The following is a 17,133-nucleotide window of genomic DNA, read 5'->3' on the forward strand; positions in this document are numbered from 1 at the left end:
TTAACTCATTCAAACTTTTCGGATTTTAACTCGAAGGCTGTTCATGATCGCCATTCTCGTTGCACGCTTTTTTTCACCTGTCAGACTCTCTGCCAGTTTGTCCTCTCCTTCTGGCGAAAGGACAGCTATAAAGTTCAGAAAATGCTTCGCGCGGGATGCTCCCACGTAGAAAACCTTCCGGCGCTCAAAACCTGCGAAACTTTCCGGTGTCAAATCAATCATAATAACCACATCGGATTCAAGTCCTTTAAATTTTTTAGCTGTTGTAAACAAAACCCCCTTTTCTTCAAAGGATGATTTCAGTTTGTAGTTACCAACAGAAGTACAGCCAGTAAGTATTGAAGTCTCCAAAGTTTTCTGCGTAAGAATTACGATCTGTTTCTGCTGCATACCGTGATCGGTATACTCTCGAATAAGGGCAGCAATCTTTCTTTTTGCTGATTCATTATCGTCGACGATATAGAAAGACGGCCTTTGTCCTAAAATATCTTTCCGCATTCTAATCCCCGAAATATTTAAAGGAAGCCCAGCAGTTTCCGCTATACTTTTGGTGTTACGGCAATTCATTGATAGAATCAAACGACACTCGATATCTTTCACCCACCCCAAATTATTATTCTGATGGACTAATTGATGTTTATCATAAAAAACGTAAAAACTACCCTTGTTAAAATCAGCAATTTCCTTGAGAAGCTGAATATGTTCCTCTTGAAAATCCTGACCTTCATCAATAATAATGCTCTTATATTTCCACTCTCCCCAAAGGGTTTTGTAGTCAAGCAAAAAATCCGAAACATCATCTAACGATGCTTCTTTATTGAGTGCCTGACTCGCCATGGACTGAAGATTATAAAAATAAACATTCGGTAAATTTTCTTTAAACGTTTTTTTTAAAAATGACAAAAGAAGCTTATTAAAACACAGAAAAAGAACTTGTTCGTTGTCTGATAAACGCCGCGCTTTTTCCAAGGCCAGCATAGTCTTTCCTGTTCCTGCGGCTCCTTGAATTGAGGCTGTCTGTTGTTCTTCTAGATAATCCAACAGATACCCCTGCTCTCTTGTCATTCGATTGAAATAAAACTCCTGCTCCGAATAAATAGAAGCCAAACTTGGAATTGCACGAAAACAAGGTGCTAATTTATCGATTACTTTTGCGATGCTTTCATCTGTTCGTTTTCGATGACTCATATTGTAATAATCATACGCCTTCTCCAGCGCCTTAAGAGGCTCTTTCAAGTCCTCCTCGAAAAACACGTTTTCCTGGCTGTATTCGTTAGGAAGATGACCACAAAAAGTTTCTCTACTGACTGAAGGGAACCAAACAATAGGCTCAATCCAATATCGTTGCCCAGGCTCCAACTCGCCATCTAACAAGTCAACAAAAATATAAACACTTTTTTGGGCTTGCTGCATTGGCCGAATTCGTTGTTGTTCGTGGGTCATTGTGTTAGTCTGGACAATCATTCCGGTATCATCACAGGAGATTTGCCCAGATTTCACCTCAAGCACCAAAAGTCCACGAGCAGGATTAAATATAACGTAGTCCGCCTCTCCCCAGCGCCCCCGTCCCTTCTCATCCCTATGGTGCCACGCTATCGAATGAAAAACAACGTAGGATGGAGGAAGACCTTCCTTCAGCACATGAAAGAGCTGTTCCTCCCCGTAACTACCGTTAAAATCACTTTTTTCTTCCCTAGAAGGTATCATTCTTGCCATATCTGCCTCTCCTTAAACACAGAGACGCTGCTTGATTGCAAGGATATCGATATCTTCATACTGAAAACACAGCCAGCCATTTAACTGCAACATCTCCATCTGCTGGGGGCTAACTATTTTCTCCAAAATTGCCACCTTCGCATCAGGCCAAACATACATGCAATCTACAGGCTTATCATTCACACAGAGTTTGGAGTTAGCGTACTTAGCTAGTGGGATTGCTTCCTGAGCAAACAATTTACATTGAGGCAGATCAATTGCATCATTCCAGTTTTTATAATATTCAGTCATAACATCACCTTTATCGAGCTCAATGACCTGTGTTGCTGAGTTTTGGGCTTCGGTCGAAATGAAATTAAGCCCTCCAAATTTATTAGAATTTAAAAAATTTTCTTCGAAATCAATATCATCCTCACCAAGAAAGTACCTTTCGATGATGTCCCATCTTTGTTCTGAGGTAAAATTGCCTGCCATAAAACGATTCATCATCTTGACAGCTCTCTTATGCCGTTCTTCAATATCCGCAAGAATACCGTTTTTATATTTATAATTTTGATTAATACATGCAATTTTTCTTAATTTTTCGGGGTCATTAATACGGACAAAAATCTGAGGGTTTTTTCCACCAATAAACTCGTAAGAAGCCATATCAAAAAGTTGCAAGAGAGACGCCATAAGTTGTTGATATGTTGCATCTTGATTAGCCACAGTAACATAGGCGACATATTTCTCACTCTCAGGCGCATTCGGAGCCACCTGCCTCAAAAATGTTAGAAGACAAGGTTGGGTATAAGCATAATTTTTAGCTTGAATGCAGTATCGCTCGCCATCATTTACATTCTCACTGTTATTTCTTTTCCGCCTTACGCATTTCCATGGCTCATGGAGATGCTGTTGATAAAATGGATTAACATCATCATAACAAAAAAGATCCAGCAGCATTTTTACATACTCCTGGCTAACTTCTTTTTTATATCTATTTTTAAATGTATCAAAAAAAATCTTAAAAGAAAATTCCTTACCACCAAACCCCTTACTAATGTCACAAAAAGAATCGTGAATTGCTTGGACAAGCACCTTAAAAAGCTGGACAACTTTATCATAGCCCTCGTTATCTCTATTATAAGAAATAACAAGCTTGTAGTTAGGGACAATATTATTTTTACCATCTACCTGAAGTTCCAAAAATAGTTCATTCCTGAAGAATCTCCTTTTAAAATCTGCAAAAGTAAAATTCACAAACTCGTTCTCCCATAATTGAGCAAGATCGATTTCAAAAACGTTTCCTGCCTTCGTGATTGTGCTTTTGAGCTTTCCAGAAGTACTAAACTCTTTTTGTGGGCAATTGTCCTCCATCAATTTACAATAACTTCCATATTTTGCTAAAAAAGCCTTTTCAATACTGTTCGGAACAACTATATATTGTGTAGAAAACAGCTTTCTAGCACGAACAGAAATAACTTTAAAGTGGTATTTTTCAAATAAATCGTTACTAAGCAGCATCAAGCCGCTTTTTATCTTCATATCTACACTCTGCTTATCAAATAAATAATTAAAAGTCTCTGGGGAAAACAACAGGTTCCTATGACCTTTTTTCTTGTATAAATCGTATAATTTTTTTGCAATGGCTTGGATCTGGTAGTGACGCAATCCGGACAATCCCCACAAAGTCTGTGCATACCTCATGTCCGAAGGCAAATAATCTGTTATAGCATAGCCCACATCTAAGGTTCGTGCTGCTCGGCCAATTTCTTGTACGTAATCAGCAAGGTTTCCGGTGGGAGCAAAATGGTAGACGTTTTTTATATCGCCAATATTTACACCCATACCAAAAGCCTTTGTCGCCATCATGATCAAAGACTTATTTCCACAGAATTTATTATAGGCATCATATTTTTGATCATTTTCTAGTCCACTGTGATACCTTTCAATTTTAGAGTAGATTTCCTTATGCTCAGTTGACAATTCAGATTCAACTTCATCAATTTGGCGTATAAAAGGAAAATAAACTATAGTCTTCTCATCTTTATTTATATAATCTACAATCGACTTAGCTGTCCATTGAATTTTTGCTTCTTGATCGGTCTTCTTTTCTTTGAATGGATGTCTGATATCGAACTTAATGTTATTTCTGCGCACATAGCCAATATACATATGTTCTGAATAACAAGTTAATTGTAGACTGCTTTGCAGACTTCCAATAACATCATCGCGCCCCCCACATACTGCTGTCGCTGTTAAACACAACACGGGAAATGGAATTTGAGGGTAATAGCTGCTTTTCCTGATTTTCTTTATATAGTCACCAAGGAGCCAATAATTTATACGAAAATCACGTCCCCATGAGGTTACCAAATGCGCTTCATCAATCACCATTAAACCAATTTTTCGTTTCCCAATTAAAGCAGAGAGGTCATATGCAAGCAAAAGTTCAGGGGACAAATATACGATGGAATACGTTCCGTCTTTAATACCTTGCAAGCGTTGTTGACGCTCTTGATAAGTAATCGATGAATTTATATATGTGGCATAATGCACCTTGCGGCTTTGCAATTCCCTTACTTGATCGGCCATCAACGCCACCAGAGGGCAAACAACAATCGTAACAAGGGGAGCTTCTTTATGGCATTCATGTAAATAAATTCCCGGAATTTGAAAAAAAAGTGACTTTCCAGAGCCAGTAGGCGCGGTGACAATAATATCGGAGTAGTGGTGTTCACCGCCAGATAATGCGATATCGCTCTGACGAATAACATCTGAGATAATTGTCCCTTGAGAGATATCGACCGTCTTATTGCTCCAGCCAAGCTCACAATAAAAGGGACTACACCGAAAAGACGCGTTTTCCCCCCAATACTTTTTAAGTATAGAGATATACTGGTTCTCCTTGTTCTCGTTATTTCTTTTAGAAAGTCCTGCGAGATAAAATTTTACATTATAGAATTTTCCGATCATATTTATTTTTCGCAGTTGCTCTCGTATCCCCTTGGAATTATCAGCCTTCAAACAGTATGATGCATCAGAAAGTTCTCCGTTCAATAACTTACACTTCATTTCGGGCAAAGAGGAAAGCGCAATACCATCCTCATCTTCCGAGGGAGCTTCTACTATAAATGCACCAGCAACAACATCAAAAAAACCTAATTCATATATTTTGTAATTTTCAATATTAAAATCATAATGCTTATTCACAAAGGAAATAAGCAAATAATCCCCCTCAACCTTGTAGTCAGAATAATAATTTAAAATAAGATCATTTTCCTGATTTGCTATTTCGCTTTCAATAGCACGGATAAGAATTTCTTTTTTATCTTGAATGGCAATAGGATAGTAATCATCCTCGAAAAGGTCATTTTTGACAATCACAATGTTCACCGCATATATTGAAAAATCCTTCAGGATCATAGCAAGTTCAATAAAATCTTCATAAAAGCACCAGCAATAACCACTCGCGTTGCATAAACTGGTAACAAGAAATTTCCTATCCAACGCTCTTATACTTACATCTGGATATTGCCTATGGCAGACTCCGAAAAGGTACTGTACATTACAACTATTTAATGCTTGATAAAAATCGGTGGTAAAGCCTTGAAATACAAACAGGCAATTTGATCCATAGGCAGATATTTTTTCTGACTGATAAAAAAGATTCAAGCATTTTAGAAAAACCTGCTCCGCGATACTCATCCTGTATCCTCCTTGACCAATTAAGACGCGCTAGCATCAAATTAAGAAGTTAATGACGTTAAAAAACAAGAAAAAGCAAAATAATATCCAAGTTTATAGTCCTATCTTGAAGAGGTTTGTGTAAGAAAGTCAAGTGTTATTTACAAACTCCTGACTGAAAAAATATAAGCAGAGCTTTTCTCCCGGCGTCAAATTACCCAGAGCTTTGTGAGGTTTGACCCAGTTGTAGTCATTGACGAAACGAGCCAGTGATTTTCTGCGAAGCTCCAGAGACTCGAAATGCTCCTTATCGTGCCACATCTCCATCAAGGTCCGTACGACTCGTTCCGCCTTGCCATTGGTCTTGGAGGTTGCCGGGCGCGTGAACTTCTGCCCGATACCCTTTCTCATGCACAGCTCCGCAAAAGCGTGATGCTCCGGATTCCCTTGAAACTCTTTGCCGTTATCCGTATAGGCTGTCTCAATCGTATACGCGCATTCCTCCAGGATTTGACCCGGAAAGCTCCCTGCAGAAGCGGCTGTCTTGTCCGGCAGGATGGCCGCATGGAGCTCACGGCTGTAGTCGTCGATCGCCACGAAAAGATGTCTCGCGGGTCGGTACTGACCTGTCCCTTCAGTAAAGGCAGACGCTTGCAGTCAAGGTGAAGCATTTCTCCCGGATAGCTTTTGTTGCAGCGTTTGGCCTCCTTTTTCAATCCGGCTTTAATTGTTTTTTCTATTCTATTGGCAAGACGTTTCATGCTCCAGGCCAAAGTGCGGAAACGAGCATTGCAGCTGTCGTGAATGGAGAAATCCCGTTTTCGGCCTCGTGCCAGAATCTTATGGATCGTCGGACGGGAGACGTGATATTCCTCGGCCAGCAAAGCAACGCGTATGTGTTCTGTGTGATGCCTCCGATAAATCTCCTCTCGTTGCTGGGGTGTCCGTTTTGTGCGTTTGTGGATGTTCATTTTGGGCAGCTCCTTCCCGGGCGTTTCCCTCCTGCAACCTCACCCGGTTTGTAAACAACCCTAGATTATCCTGCACAGAAGGATTCTTAAGATCGATGGCAATATACCTCGCGATATCGCGCATCTGCCTCTCGGCCTGTCGGGTCGCCCTCACCTCATAACGCCTTACCTCCACGCCCGAAGTTCCTTTTTCAGATCCGAGACCACGTCCGCCGCCGGCCGGGCCGCATCCGCCCTTGCCTGATCCATGCCGCTGCGCATCATGGCATCGAACTGTGCGTCGCTCATTTCCTCTCTTGAAACGGGCCGCCTCGGGAGTGAAAGTGCAAACGGGATCTCACGCTTCAGGATGATCTGTTTATACAGCATGTTGATGACCACGGAGGCCGGGACCCCCAGCTGGTTCATGATGCGCTCCGCCTCCTCCTTGACGTCGGGCTCGACGCGCGCCAATACATTTGCGGTTTTCGTCGCCATAACGGTCACCTCCCACGCCTATTATTGTATATCTTTTAGGCATACAACGACACCTTTATGCCCCCTGTTCAGGAACTCTGGGGTCCGTCAGGGCCTAAACCCCGAGCATCTCCCTGCAGATCCCGACGATCTTCCGGGCGATCTCCGCCTCCGCCTCGGCCGTGGAGCCGCCGATGTGCGGCGTCAGGACCACGTTCGGGGCCCGGAGCAGCGGGGAGCTCCGGAGGATCGGCTCGTCGGCGAACACGTCCAGCCCCGCGGCAGCGATGTGGCCGGACTTCAGCAGATCCGCCAGGGCCTCCTCGTCCACGATGCCGCCCCGAGACGTGGCGAGCAGCACGGCCCCCCGCTTCATGGCGCCCAGGCGCTCGCGCGACAGGAGCCCCCGGCTCTCTCCGTTCAGCGGGCAGTGGACCGAGAGGACGTCAGCCCGGGCGATCAGGTCGCCCAGCTCCAGATAGGGAACGGCCGAACCGGCGGCCGGGCGGGGCTGCCAGTGGAAGGGGACCATGCCGAACCCCGCCGCGATCTCGGCGACCCGGCGGCCGATGTTGCCGAAACCCACGAGCCCCAGCACCCTTCCGCGCAGTTCCGTGCCGTGGAAGAAGTCGGGCAGCGCGCCGCTCTGGCCGCTCGTCCATCCCCCGGCCCGGACGTAGCGGTCCGCCCTGTGGATGCCCCTCAGGCAGTTCAGCAGGAGCCCGAAGGTCAGCTCCGCGACGGCGTTGGCGTTGGCCCCGCTGGTGTTCCGGACCGTCAGCCCGCGCGCCGCGGCCGCCTCCAGATCGATGTGGTCCGTACCGACCCCGTAGACCACGACCCCCCTCAACCGAGGAGCCGCCGCCATCAGCGCCTCGTCCACACGTGCGTACTCGGCCACCACGATCTCCGCATCCCCGACGGCCGCCATCAGGCCGGGGCGGTCGTCCAGGTCGCACCGCACGATCTCCGCCACCGCGGCGAGCTCCCGGTACGACTCCTCCGCAAAATTGAACGCATCCGCAAAGACGATCCTTCCCACGCCATCTCCCCCGTTTTGATCCAAGCGGTCCCCCGCCCGGTACGATTCAGGCCCGCCACGGAGGACGGGCCAAGCCTTTAAATCCTTCTGCCGACGAAATTACAGCCCCGCCACGAAGCGGTCGAAGGCGGCCATGCCCTCCATATCGCGCTTGAACACCCCGCTGTCGTGCAGCACCTGCTCGAAGACGCGCCCCACCTCGGCGCGAAGCATCCCCTCGACGGCCCCCTGCTCCAGCCCGCGATGCCGCCGGCGGAGCGACCGGTACCAGGGATCGTGCGCCGCCAGATCGGGGTGGGCGGACAGGTCGTCCCCGCCCCGTCCCCAGGCCTCGCACATCCGGGCCAGCGCGTCCTTCAGGCGCGGGGGGAGCACCGCCAGCCCCATCACCTCGATCAGCCCGATGTTCTCCTTTTTGATGTGGTGGACCTCGGCGTGGGGATGGAAGATCCCCAGAGGATGCTCCGGGCTGGTGCGGTTGTTCCGCAGCACCAGGTCGAACTCGTAGAGGGGCCCGCGCCTCCGGGCGATGGGCGTGACCGTGTTGTGGGGCTCGCCGCCGCTCTCGCTCAGGACCCCGACCGAGGCGTCGGTGTAGCCGCGCCAGGCGTCCAGGACATGACAGGAGAGATCGATCAGGGCGCCGGGGTCCTCCGAGGCCAGGCGCAGCGCCGCCATCGGCCACTTGACGCGCCCCACCGAGACGGAGCCGCTGCCGGGGATGCGGTATTCCCGCTCCACGGGGGCGCGCTCCATGGGGAAGACGTAGCGCCCGCCCTGATAGTGGTCGTGCGACAGGATGGAACCGCCCACGATGGGCAGGTCGGCGTTGGAGCCGGCGAAGTAGTGCGGGAGGATGTCCAGGAAGGCGGCCAGGTTCTCGAAGGTCTCCCGCGAGATGCGCATCGGGACGTGGCGTTCGCTCAGCACGATGCAGTGCTCGTCGTAGTAGCCGTAGGGGGAATACTGGAAGTACCAGCGCCGGCCGCAAAGGTCCATCGGGACCAGGCGCAGGTTCTGGCGGGCCGGATGGCTCGGGGTGCCGTAGAACCCCTCGTTCTCCCGGCAGAGCAGACACTTGGGATAGGAGGACGGCGCGGCGGTGCGGGCACGGGCGATCTCGCGGGGGTCCTTCTCGGGCTTGGAGAGGTTGATGGTGATGTCCAGCTCGCCGTACTCCGTGGCGGCCCTCCAGCGGATGTTCCGGTCCACCCGGGCCTTACGGATGTAGTTGGAGGCGACGCCCAAACGGTAGAACCAGTCGGTGGCCGCCTCCGGCGAGTCCGACCGGAGCGCCTCGAACCGCGCGGCCACCTGCGACGGCCGGGGCGTGAGGCCCCCCATGAGCCGAGTGTCCAGGAGGTCGCGCTCCGTGGCGGTGTCCGGGGTCCGGCCGGCGCCCACGGCCCAGTCGAGAATCCGCTCCAGAATCGGGTCGGGGGTGTCCATGGAGCCCGAGTCCGGCACGGGCTCGGGGGAAAAATCCCCCAGGCCCAGCTCGCCGATCAGAAAATTGGCGGCGCAGGACACGTCCCCGGCCTCGATCAGGCCGCGGTCCAGGGCGAAGCGAAGCAGGCGGTTCAGCTCGTGATTGATGTCGATCTTGCCCATGATGAACGCCTCCAGGAAAATTTACCTTCCGAAATCTATTTTCCAGATGCCCGCAGCGACGGCCGCGAGGCGCTCCTGCCTGGACTCGATTCTGGAACCGTCCCAGGTCTCGTAATGTTCGGCAACCGCCCGGGTGATCCGAAACGCGCTTTTCGGGTAGACCTTGCGCTTTTCCGCGTACTCCCGATTGCCCAGCTCGCGGTTCAGCCCGACTTCGAGCGGAGTCATGTTGCCGATACGGTAGATGAGCCGGTCCTGCCTGGACTCCTCGATATGGTCCCAAGCCTCCGAGGGATGCTCCGGAAGGATGTGCTCCAGGGTGTAGGCGGCACTCTCGAAATCGAGGTCCTGACCGGAGCATTGCCGTTCGATCTCGAAGAGGATGTAGCGAGCCACCTTTTTGTTGCGGCTGTTGGCCGTGCGCAGCTCCTTCTCGCCGAAAGCGGCCTTGAACTGCCCATCGTCGGGATAGACGCTCCGCAGAGCTTCAATCACCTCGGAAGGGCGCTCGTATTTCCCGTTCGAGACCTTCCACGCGATCGCGTTGTAAAGGCGTTCCTGCTCGTGAGTCTGAAGGTTGCAGATGACGTTGTAGCGGAAGGACACCACCGCCACCGCCTTGACGATCCGGGTGAACGCGGCCCTGTCGGACTCATAAAATCTGGCCCGACAGGCCATGAGCATCGCCAGAGGCTGGCGCACGTTGAACATCAGCAGTTGTTCGAGTGAGCGCTTTTCCTCACGATTCCACGTGTCGTCCTGGGGGTCCCGGAGCGCCGCGTACAGGCCGGCGTAGAGGTCCAGGAGGCGCAGCAGCTCGAAGGCGGCCTCTCGGGTCGCGACCCTCCTGCGGATGGTCTTGAAGAGCTCGGCCTTGCGCACCAGCGAGTTTCGGCTGTTCCAGAAAACCCGAAGAAATTCGGGAAAGCTCTCGCTCCCCAGCAGACCGACAATGCGTTCCCATCGTTCCTCGAGGGCTTTGAGTTCCGTTTCGTGGGTATCCTGAGAGCTGACGACCGAAAACAGGTAGTTTTTCAGCAGGTCGGTTGCGGACAGCCTCACCCCCCGGGCGTTGAGGGTCTCGAACACCTTGAAGGCGTTCAGTTCGTCGGTTACGGTGATGACGGTGAAAAAAAGTTTGTCCACGAGGGAATCCAGAAAGGCCGCCAGATCCTGCCCGCTGGAGACCGTCATGCCGCAGCGGGTTCTGATACGCTCCCTGAACCAGATGAAGGCCTTGCGCAGCTGATGCTCCGAGGCGTTGAGCCCCCTCTGGGGCAGAGTTTCGAGGGGAACCAGATAGGTCTGATAAAAGCGGTTGTTGTGCCGGTTCAATTTCAGCTTGGAGCGCGGCACCAACGTCACCGGGTCGAGATAGCCGATGTAGCTTCCCCGAAGCTGTTCTTTTCTGAGAGCGTTTTTCTCGGCATCCAATCCGGCCTCCACGAGATCCTGAAGATGCGCCAGCCCGGCCAGGATCATCACGCTGAGGGTCGTGAGACGCTGCTGGCCGTCGATGATGTCGAAACGTTTGCTGTCCGAGGACTGCAGGACCAGGTATCCCATATAATGCGCCGGCTCTCCGTCGGGCTCGAAAAGTCCAAGGATGTCCTGCCACAGGTCGTCCCACTCATCCTCCGTCCAGGAGTAATCCCGCTGGAAGGGAGGAATGTGGTAGCTCAGTCCGTTGCCAAAGAGCTGCCTGAACGTGGAGTTCGCCGTATTGAAATTGAGTGCCGCCACACCCCATCCCGCCTTTCCCCTGAGCTCGATGGCCGCAAAGATTCATCCCCCGTACCCGTTCGGGTGCGTGCGGTGCCAGTTCCAGGCCGTCGCCACGATGTCCTCCATCCGGGTGACGCGCGGCACCCAGCCCAGGACCTCGCGGGCCCTGGTGCTGTCGGCCACCAGCCGGGCCGGGTCGCCCGCACGGCGCGGGCCGACCTCCACGGGGATGGCATGTCCCGTCGCGGCCCGGGCCGCCTCGATCATCTCCCTCACGGAGTAGCCCGCACCGCTCCCCAGGTTGAAGATGCCGCCCTCCCCGCCCGCGCGCAGATGGTCCAGGGCGCGCAGGTGCGCGTCGGCCAGGTCGGAGATGTGGACGTAGTCCCGGATGCAGGTGCCGTCCGGGGTGGGGTAGTCGTCGCCGTAGACGGTGACGTGCGTCCGCCTCGAGAGCGGGACCTGGAGGATGATGGGCACCAGATGCGTCTCGTTCCGGTGGTCCTCGCCGATGCTGCCGTCCTCGCGCGCCCCGGCCACGTTGAAATAGCGCAGCGAGACGTAGCGGATGCCGTGCCGCAGCCCCACCCAGTGCATCATCCGCTCCATCGTCCGCTTGGTCTCGCCGTAGGGGTTGGTGGGCGCGGTCTCGTCGTCCTCCAGGATGGGCACGCGCCTGGGCTCGCCGTAGACCGCGGCGGAGGAGGAGAAGACGATCTTGTCCAGCCCGTGCCGCTCCATGGCCTCCAGCAGCACCTGCATCCCGTACACGTTGTTGTTGAAGTACCGCAGCGGCTGCTCGACGCTCTCCCCCACCAGGGAGCAGGCGCAGAAGTGGATGACCGACTCCACCGGGTGCTCGGACAGAATCCGGTCCAGCAGCGCCGCGTCGCGGACGTCCCCCTCGTAGAAGGGCACGGATCCGGGCAGCGACTCCCGATGCCCCGTCCAGAGGTTGTCCAGGACCACCACGCCCTCGCCCCGGTCCAGCAGCGCCCTGACGTTATGGGAGCCGATATAGCCGGCGCCTCCGCAAACCAGAACCGACATCCTTCATTCCCTCCATCCATTCCCAAAAGGGCCCCGCCCGAGGGCGGCGTCCCCGGCCGATCACGGCATCACGTTCCTGGCGCCGTTCGCGGTCTCCATCACGTAGAAGCTGGGCGCGTAGCCGACAGCCCGCTCGTAGGCCGGGGCGATCGAGTCTCGAAAGGCGTCGACGGCCTGGTGCTCCACGATGCTGACCGTACACCCCCCGAACCCCGCGCCGGTCATGCGGGACCCGATGACGCCCTGCGTCCCCCACGCCAGCTCCGCCAGGGTGTCCAGCTCCGGTCCCGTCACCTCGTAATCGTCGCGCAGCGAGATGTGGGACTCGTTCATCAGGCGGCCGAACAGGCGCAGGTCCGAGCGCTCCAGGGCCTCCACGGCCCGCAGGGTCCGCCGGTTTTCCGTCACGGCGTGGCGCGCACGGCGGCGGTTCACCGGGTTCCGAATCTCGCCGGCCAGGGACTCGAACTCCTGCTCCGTCAGTTCGCCGAGCGTCTTCAAGGGCCGGACCCGCGCGATGTCCGCCACGGCCGCCTCGCACTGGGCCCGCCGAAGATTGTACTCCGAGCCGCGGAGCCGGTGCGGCTTGTTGGTATTGGTGATGACGATGCGGCACCCCGCCAGGTACAGAGGGGTGTAGCGGTAGTCCAGCGTGTTGCAGTCCAGCAGGATGGCGCAGTCCTTCCGGCCCATGCTCACCGTGAACTGATCCATGATGCCGCAGTTCATCCCCACAAAACGGTTCTCCGCCTCCTGACACAGCAGCGCCATATCCAGGGGCCGGATCCCGAAACCGAACAGCTCGTTGCAGGCCGTCCCGGTCAGGACCTCCAGGGACGCGGAGGAGGACAGCCCCGCGCCGTTCGGAAGATCCCCCCAAAACAACAGGTCCAGCCCCGAGGAGAGCGGGTAGCCGTGGAGCTCCAGGGTCCGCACCACGCCCAGGGGATAATTGCCCCATCCGTGCTCCTCACGATACTCGATGCCCTGCGTGTCGACGACGACCGGAGGCCGGTCGTCGAAGTTCATGGAGTGGACCCGGATCCGGCGCTCCGAATGGGGGAGCGCCAAGGCCCACGTCCCCATCGAGACCGCGCAGGGAAAGACGTGCCCGCCGTTGTAGTCCGTGTGCTCGCCGATCAGGTTGACCCGACCGGGAGCGAAGAACAGGGCGGGGTTCCCCGGCCCGAAGAGCTCCCAGAAACGGGGGTACATGACGTCGAAGACGCTCTTGTATTCCATGCTCGGGGCCCCTTCGCCTCAGAGGAGGAGGTCGGCGACGGCCTGCGGCGTCATGGAGATGAACTTCAGCCGGACCCACATCCGAACCGTTCCGAAGGCCTTTATCGTCCGCAGCGTTCCATGGGCCCGTTCCTCCCTGCGCCCCATGGTGTAGCAGGTCGAGGGCTCGAGCGCCAGCACGTACTCCCCGCTCCTCATGCTCTTCCACTGGGACAGGATCGGCAGCGTGTCCTGGGACCAGCTCAGCTCCACGGCGATCCCCAGCCGCGGATTCAGCACCCGGGCCAGAGCGTCCCCCTCGATCTCGTTGAAATACACGCGCTCCTCCTCGCCATCGATGGGCTCCGAGAAACGGCACTGCTCCGCGAGCCCCTCGGCGGCATAAGGCGTCCGGGGGGTGGTCCTGCGACACTCCGGCAACACCAGCCGCGCGCCCGCATCCAGCAGCGGGTATCCGAAGTTGCAGTGGTAGAGCAGCATGTACTGCGTGTCGTGGGGCGTCAGGTTGTCCAGCCGGTCCTCGACAAGCAGCTCGCTGCCCCAGGCGGGCGCGGAGATGCGCCGGGACATGCGGAGCGCATGGCGCCATTGCTCCGTCTCCCGGACCTCGCCGCCCACCACGATGGCGCCGTCCTCGACGCGTCCGTAACGGCCGGAGGCCGACTGACCGTGGAAGCGTCCGTGCAGGGGATGGAACTCCCCGTCCCCCTCCTCGTCGCGGCACTGCGGCCCCACGGAGAGCAGTCCGCAGGTGTAGAGCATGCCGCCGGGGAAGGTGTGGTCGAAGTTGTCCGGGACCGGGATGAACCGGCTGGGGGAGTCGTACCCGTTCTTGCTCAGGTAATTGATGTTGACGCCCCTGTAGCGCAGCCGGCCGATGTCCAGGCCGCTGTCCGGCATCACGTCGAACTCCAGGCCTCCCGCGGTGCTCACCTGATAGAGCTCCGCGCCCCTGGCGTTCCCCTCCTCCAGGGTGACCCTCCGCACCCCGTAAAGCTGTTCCTCGTTCCCGACATAGCGGTACAGCCGTTCTCGTTCCAAGAATTTCACCGCTCCTTATTCTCCGCGTTCTTATTTTCTGCGGTACTTGGTCATGTCTATGGCCACCGCCACCGCGATGATCGCGCCCTTGATGACCTGCTGCCACATGGGCGACACGTTGATGAACTGGAGGCCGTACTGGATGACGGTGAAGATCAGCACGCCCGAGACGATGCCGCTGACCTTGCCGATTCCGCCGTTCAGCGAGACGCCGCCCACCACGCAGGCCGCGATGGCGTCCAGCTCGTAGCCCGTGCCGTACTGGTTGGTGGCCCCGGCGGTTCGGGCCGCCTCCAGGACGCCCGCCACGCCGTAGAGGGCCGAGGCCAGGATGAAGATGCACATGACGGACCGGAACACGTTGATCCCCGCGACGACCGCCGCCTCGCGGTTGCCCCCGATGGCGTAGACGTTCTTGCCGAACACCGTCTTGTTGAGGATGAACCAGATGACGGCACAGATCACGCCCGCGATGGGGATCAGGATGGAGATGCCCGGGAACCCGCCCGGCTTGGAGCTGACGAACAGCTTCGTCTGGCCCAGGGCCGCGAAATCGGCCCTGACGCCTCCGATGGGCTGTGAGTTGTTGGGCGGAAGGTCGAAGTAGAGCGAGCAGGCCCCGTAGATGATGACCATCACCGCCAGGGTGGCGATGAAGGGGTGCATGTCGTACTTGGCCACCAGAAAGCCGTTGAGCGCGCCGAAGAGCATGCAGGCGAGGATGGCCAGAAGGATGGGGAGCCAGAGGCCAACCTGCGGCAGGTCGGGGAAGAAGCGGTTGGCGTAGGTGGCCGTCTGGAGCATGGAGGTGGAGATGACCGCGGCCAGCCCCACCATACGGCCGGCGGAGAGGTCCGTCCCCGCGATCAAAAGGGTGAAGCAGATCCCGAGCGCGATGATCAGGCGCGTGGAGGACTGGGTCAGGATGTCCAAAGCGACCCTGAGCTGCATGAACCGCGGCTGGATGACGCAGATGACCACGACCAGCACCAGCATCGCCAGCAGGATGGCGTAGTTGGTCATGAAGGCGCCGAACGTTTTGGAGGAGAACACCACGTCCCCGCTCAGCCCCTCCCGCGGCCTCACGGCCGCGATCAGGCCCTTGAGCCCCACCACCGCGCCGATGAGCATCAGGAACACGGGCAGATCGTAGATCCGGCGCAGGTTGAGCGCCTCCTTCACCGGGGCCAGGAACGACGCCGACTGGGCCAGCTCCAGGGCCGCCCCCAGGACCAGCAGAACGACGCCGAGAATGCAGAAAAAGCGGTTGTACCGAGCACGCGAAATGCGTTTTTCCTTCATGGAACTTCCCTCCCGCCTCTATTTGGAAAACTGGGTCGCCAGGCGCATGATCTCCACCTGATCGAACCGGTCGCGGTCCAGCATCCCGGTGACGCGCCCCTCGCACATCACCATGATGCGGTCGGACATGCCCATCAGCTCGGGCATCTCCGAGGAGATCATGATGATCGACTTTCCCTCTGCGATCTGGCTCAGCATGATGGTGTAGATCTCGAACTTGGCCCCGACGTCGATGCCGCGCGTTGGCTCGTCCAGGATCAGGATGTCCGAGTTGGTCAGGAGCCAGCGGGCGATCAGCACCTTCTGCTGGTTTCCGCCCGAGAGGTCCTGAATGAGGGTCGCGAGGGACGGGGTCTTGACGTTCAGCTCCCGGCAGGAGGCGCGGGCCGCGTCGGTTCGCCTCCGCTCGCTGAGCACGCCTACGTGGGCGTACTCACTCTGGTTGGCCACCACCGCATTTTCCAGGACCGGCAGGATGCCGAAGATGCCGGTCGCACGGCGCTCCTCCGTCAGGAGCGCCAACCCGTGGGCCTTCGCCTCCCGGGCCGAGTGGGGCAGAAAGGCCTGCCCGTCCTTCGTCACCGAGCCCGATGCGATCTCGCGAAGTCCGAAAAGCGCCTCCACGAACTCCGTCCTCTGGGCGCCGACGAGACCGCCGACCCCCAGGATCTCGCCGCGGCGCAGGTCGAAGGAGACGTTCTGAAAGGAATGGGGCAGCGGAGAGCTGAGTTCCCGGACGCTGAGGATGACCTCCTCGGACGGCGTCCCCGGCCGCTCGGGAAAGCGGTGGGTCATGTCCCGGCCCACCATGCGCTTGATGATGTCGTCGATCGTCAGGCCCATGGCCGACCACGTCCCGATGTAGCGGCCGTCCCGCATGATGGAGACCTCGTCGGAGATGCGCAGGATCTCCTCCATCTTGTGCGAGATGTAGATGATGGCGATGTCCTCCTTGCGGAGCCGCTCGATGATCCTGAAGAGGTGGTCGGTCTCCTTGTCGGTGAGGGAGGAGGTGGGCTCGTCCATGATGATGATCCGGGCGTTGCTGCTGACGGCCCGGGCGATCTCCATCATCTGGAGCTTCGCGGCCGACAGCGAGCCCGCCGGGGCCGCCGACGACGCCGAGCCGGGACGGAAAACGGCCCAGCCAGACGTTCTCCATGACGGGCCGGAAACGGATGGGGTGGAGCTCCTGATGGATCATGGAGATCCCCTCGTCCATGATGATGATCCGGGCGTTGCTGCTGACGGCCCGGGCGATCTCCATCATCTGGAGCTTCGCGGCCGACAGCGAGCCCGCCGGGGCCGCCG

Annotated in this window: 12 protein-coding genes; all 12 read right to left on the reverse strand. The window is 56.0% G+C overall.

Going from position 1 to position 17,133, the window contains the following annotated elements:
- Window positions 1-9: 9 nt before the first annotated feature.
- Window positions 10-1,716: a nuclease-related domain-containing DEAD/DEAH box helicase gene (locus EII26_RS09645; protein ID WP_124888948.1), complete on the reverse strand. Its 1,707-nt coding sequence runs from the start codon at window positions 1,714-1,716 to the stop codon at window positions 10-12.
- Window positions 1,717-1,728: 12 nt separating this feature from the next.
- Window positions 1,729-5,403, reverse strand: a complete 3,675-nt coding sequence (locus EII26_RS09650) for a helicase-related protein (RefSeq protein ID WP_124888949.1) — start codon at window positions 5,401-5,403, stop codon at window positions 1,729-1,731.
- A 129-nt stretch (window positions 5,404-5,532) separates the two neighbouring features.
- Complete coding sequence (locus EII26_RS13295; RefSeq protein WP_199735164.1) at window positions 5,533-5,979, reverse strand: integrase core domain-containing protein; 447 nt, start codon at window positions 5,977-5,979, stop codon at window positions 5,533-5,535.
- Window positions 5,980-6,518: 539 nt separating this feature from the next.
- The gene (locus EII26_RS09660; RefSeq protein WP_124888950.1) at window positions 6,519-6,830 is read right to left on the reverse strand and encodes a type II toxin-antitoxin system RelB/DinJ family antitoxin; all 312 of its coding nucleotides are present in this window, start codon (window positions 6,828-6,830) and stop codon (window positions 6,519-6,521) included.
- Between the two features lie 94 nt (window positions 6,831-6,924).
- Window positions 6,925-7,875, reverse strand: a complete 951-nt coding sequence (locus EII26_RS09665) for a 2-hydroxyacid dehydrogenase (protein ID WP_124888951.1) — start codon at window positions 7,873-7,875, stop codon at window positions 6,925-6,927.
- Window positions 7,876-7,950: 75 nt separating this feature from the next.
- Entirely contained in the window at window positions 7,951-9,462 is a 1,512-nt protein-coding gene (locus EII26_RS09670; RefSeq protein ID WP_124888952.1) for a UDP-glucose--hexose-1-phosphate uridylyltransferase, read from the reverse strand.
- A 21-nt stretch (window positions 9,463-9,483) separates the two neighbouring features.
- Complete coding sequence (locus EII26_RS09675; RefSeq protein ID WP_124888953.1) at window positions 9,484-11,205, reverse strand: DUF262 domain-containing protein; 1,722 nt, start codon at window positions 11,203-11,205, stop codon at window positions 9,484-9,486.
- Between the two features lie 42 nt (window positions 11,206-11,247).
- The gene (gene galE / locus EII26_RS09680; protein ID WP_124888954.1) at window positions 11,248-12,237 is read right to left on the reverse strand and encodes a UDP-glucose 4-epimerase GalE; all 990 of its coding nucleotides are present in this window, start codon (window positions 12,235-12,237) and stop codon (window positions 11,248-11,250) included.
- Window positions 12,238-12,297: 60 nt separating this feature from the next.
- Window positions 12,298-13,479, reverse strand: a complete 1,182-nt coding sequence (locus EII26_RS09685) for a galactokinase (protein WP_124888955.1) — start codon at window positions 13,477-13,479, stop codon at window positions 12,298-12,300.
- An 18-nt stretch (window positions 13,480-13,497) separates the two neighbouring features.
- Entirely contained in the window at window positions 13,498-14,520 is a 1,023-nt protein-coding gene (locus EII26_RS09690; protein ID WP_158612253.1) for an aldose 1-epimerase family protein, read from the reverse strand.
- Between the two features lie 30 nt (window positions 14,521-14,550).
- Window positions 14,551-15,822 (reverse strand): galactose/methyl galactoside ABC transporter permease MglC, encoded by a 1,272-nt coding sequence (gene mglC, locus EII26_RS09695; RefSeq protein WP_124888957.1) that lies wholly within the window; start codon window positions 15,820-15,822, stop codon window positions 14,551-14,553.
- 18 nt (window positions 15,823-15,840) lie between these two features.
- Window positions 15,841-16,896, reverse strand: a complete 1,056-nt coding sequence (locus EII26_RS09700; RefSeq protein ID WP_233572695.1) for a sugar ABC transporter ATP-binding protein — start codon at window positions 16,894-16,896, stop codon at window positions 15,841-15,843.
- Between the last annotated feature and the right edge of the window lie 237 nt (window positions 16,897-17,133).

This window comes from Fretibacterium sp. OH1220_COT-178, from assembly GCF_003860125.1.
GTDB lineage: Bacteria > Synergistota > Synergistia > Synergistales > Aminobacteriaceae > CAJPSE01.

What these genes read in the sequence shown, in the direction of transcription:
- EII26_RS09660 (WP_124888950.1), bottom strand. Translation starts at nt 6,830, where the DNA reads ATGGCGACGAAAACCGCAAATGTATTGGCGCGCGTCGAGCCCGACGTC.
- EII26_RS09685 (WP_124888955.1), bottom strand. Translation starts at nt 13,479, where the DNA reads ATGGAATACAAGAGCGTCTTCGACGTCATGTACCCCCGTTTCTGGGAG.
- EII26_RS09700 (WP_233572695.1), bottom strand. Translation starts at nt 16,896, where the DNA reads ATGATGGAGATCGCCCGGGCCGTCAGCAGCAACGCCCGGATCATCATC.
- EII26_RS09645 (WP_124888948.1), bottom strand. Translation starts at nt 1,716, where the DNA reads ATGGCAAGAATGATACCTTCTAGGGAAGAAAAAAGTGATTTTAACGGT.
- EII26_RS09670 (WP_124888952.1), bottom strand. Translation starts at nt 9,462, where the DNA reads ATGGGCAAGATCGACATCAATCACGAGCTGAACCGCCTGCTTCGCTTC.
- galE (WP_124888954.1), bottom strand. Translation starts at nt 12,237, where the DNA reads ATGTCGGTTCTGGTTTGCGGAGGCGCCGGCTATATCGGCTCCCATAAC.
- EII26_RS09650 (WP_124888949.1), bottom strand. Translation starts at nt 5,403, where the DNA reads ATGAGTATCGCGGAGCAGGTTTTTCTAAAATGCTTGAATCTTTTTTAT.
- mglC (WP_124888957.1), bottom strand. Translation starts at nt 15,822, where the DNA reads ATGAAGGAAAAACGCATTTCGCGTGCTCGGTACAACCGCTTTTTCTGC.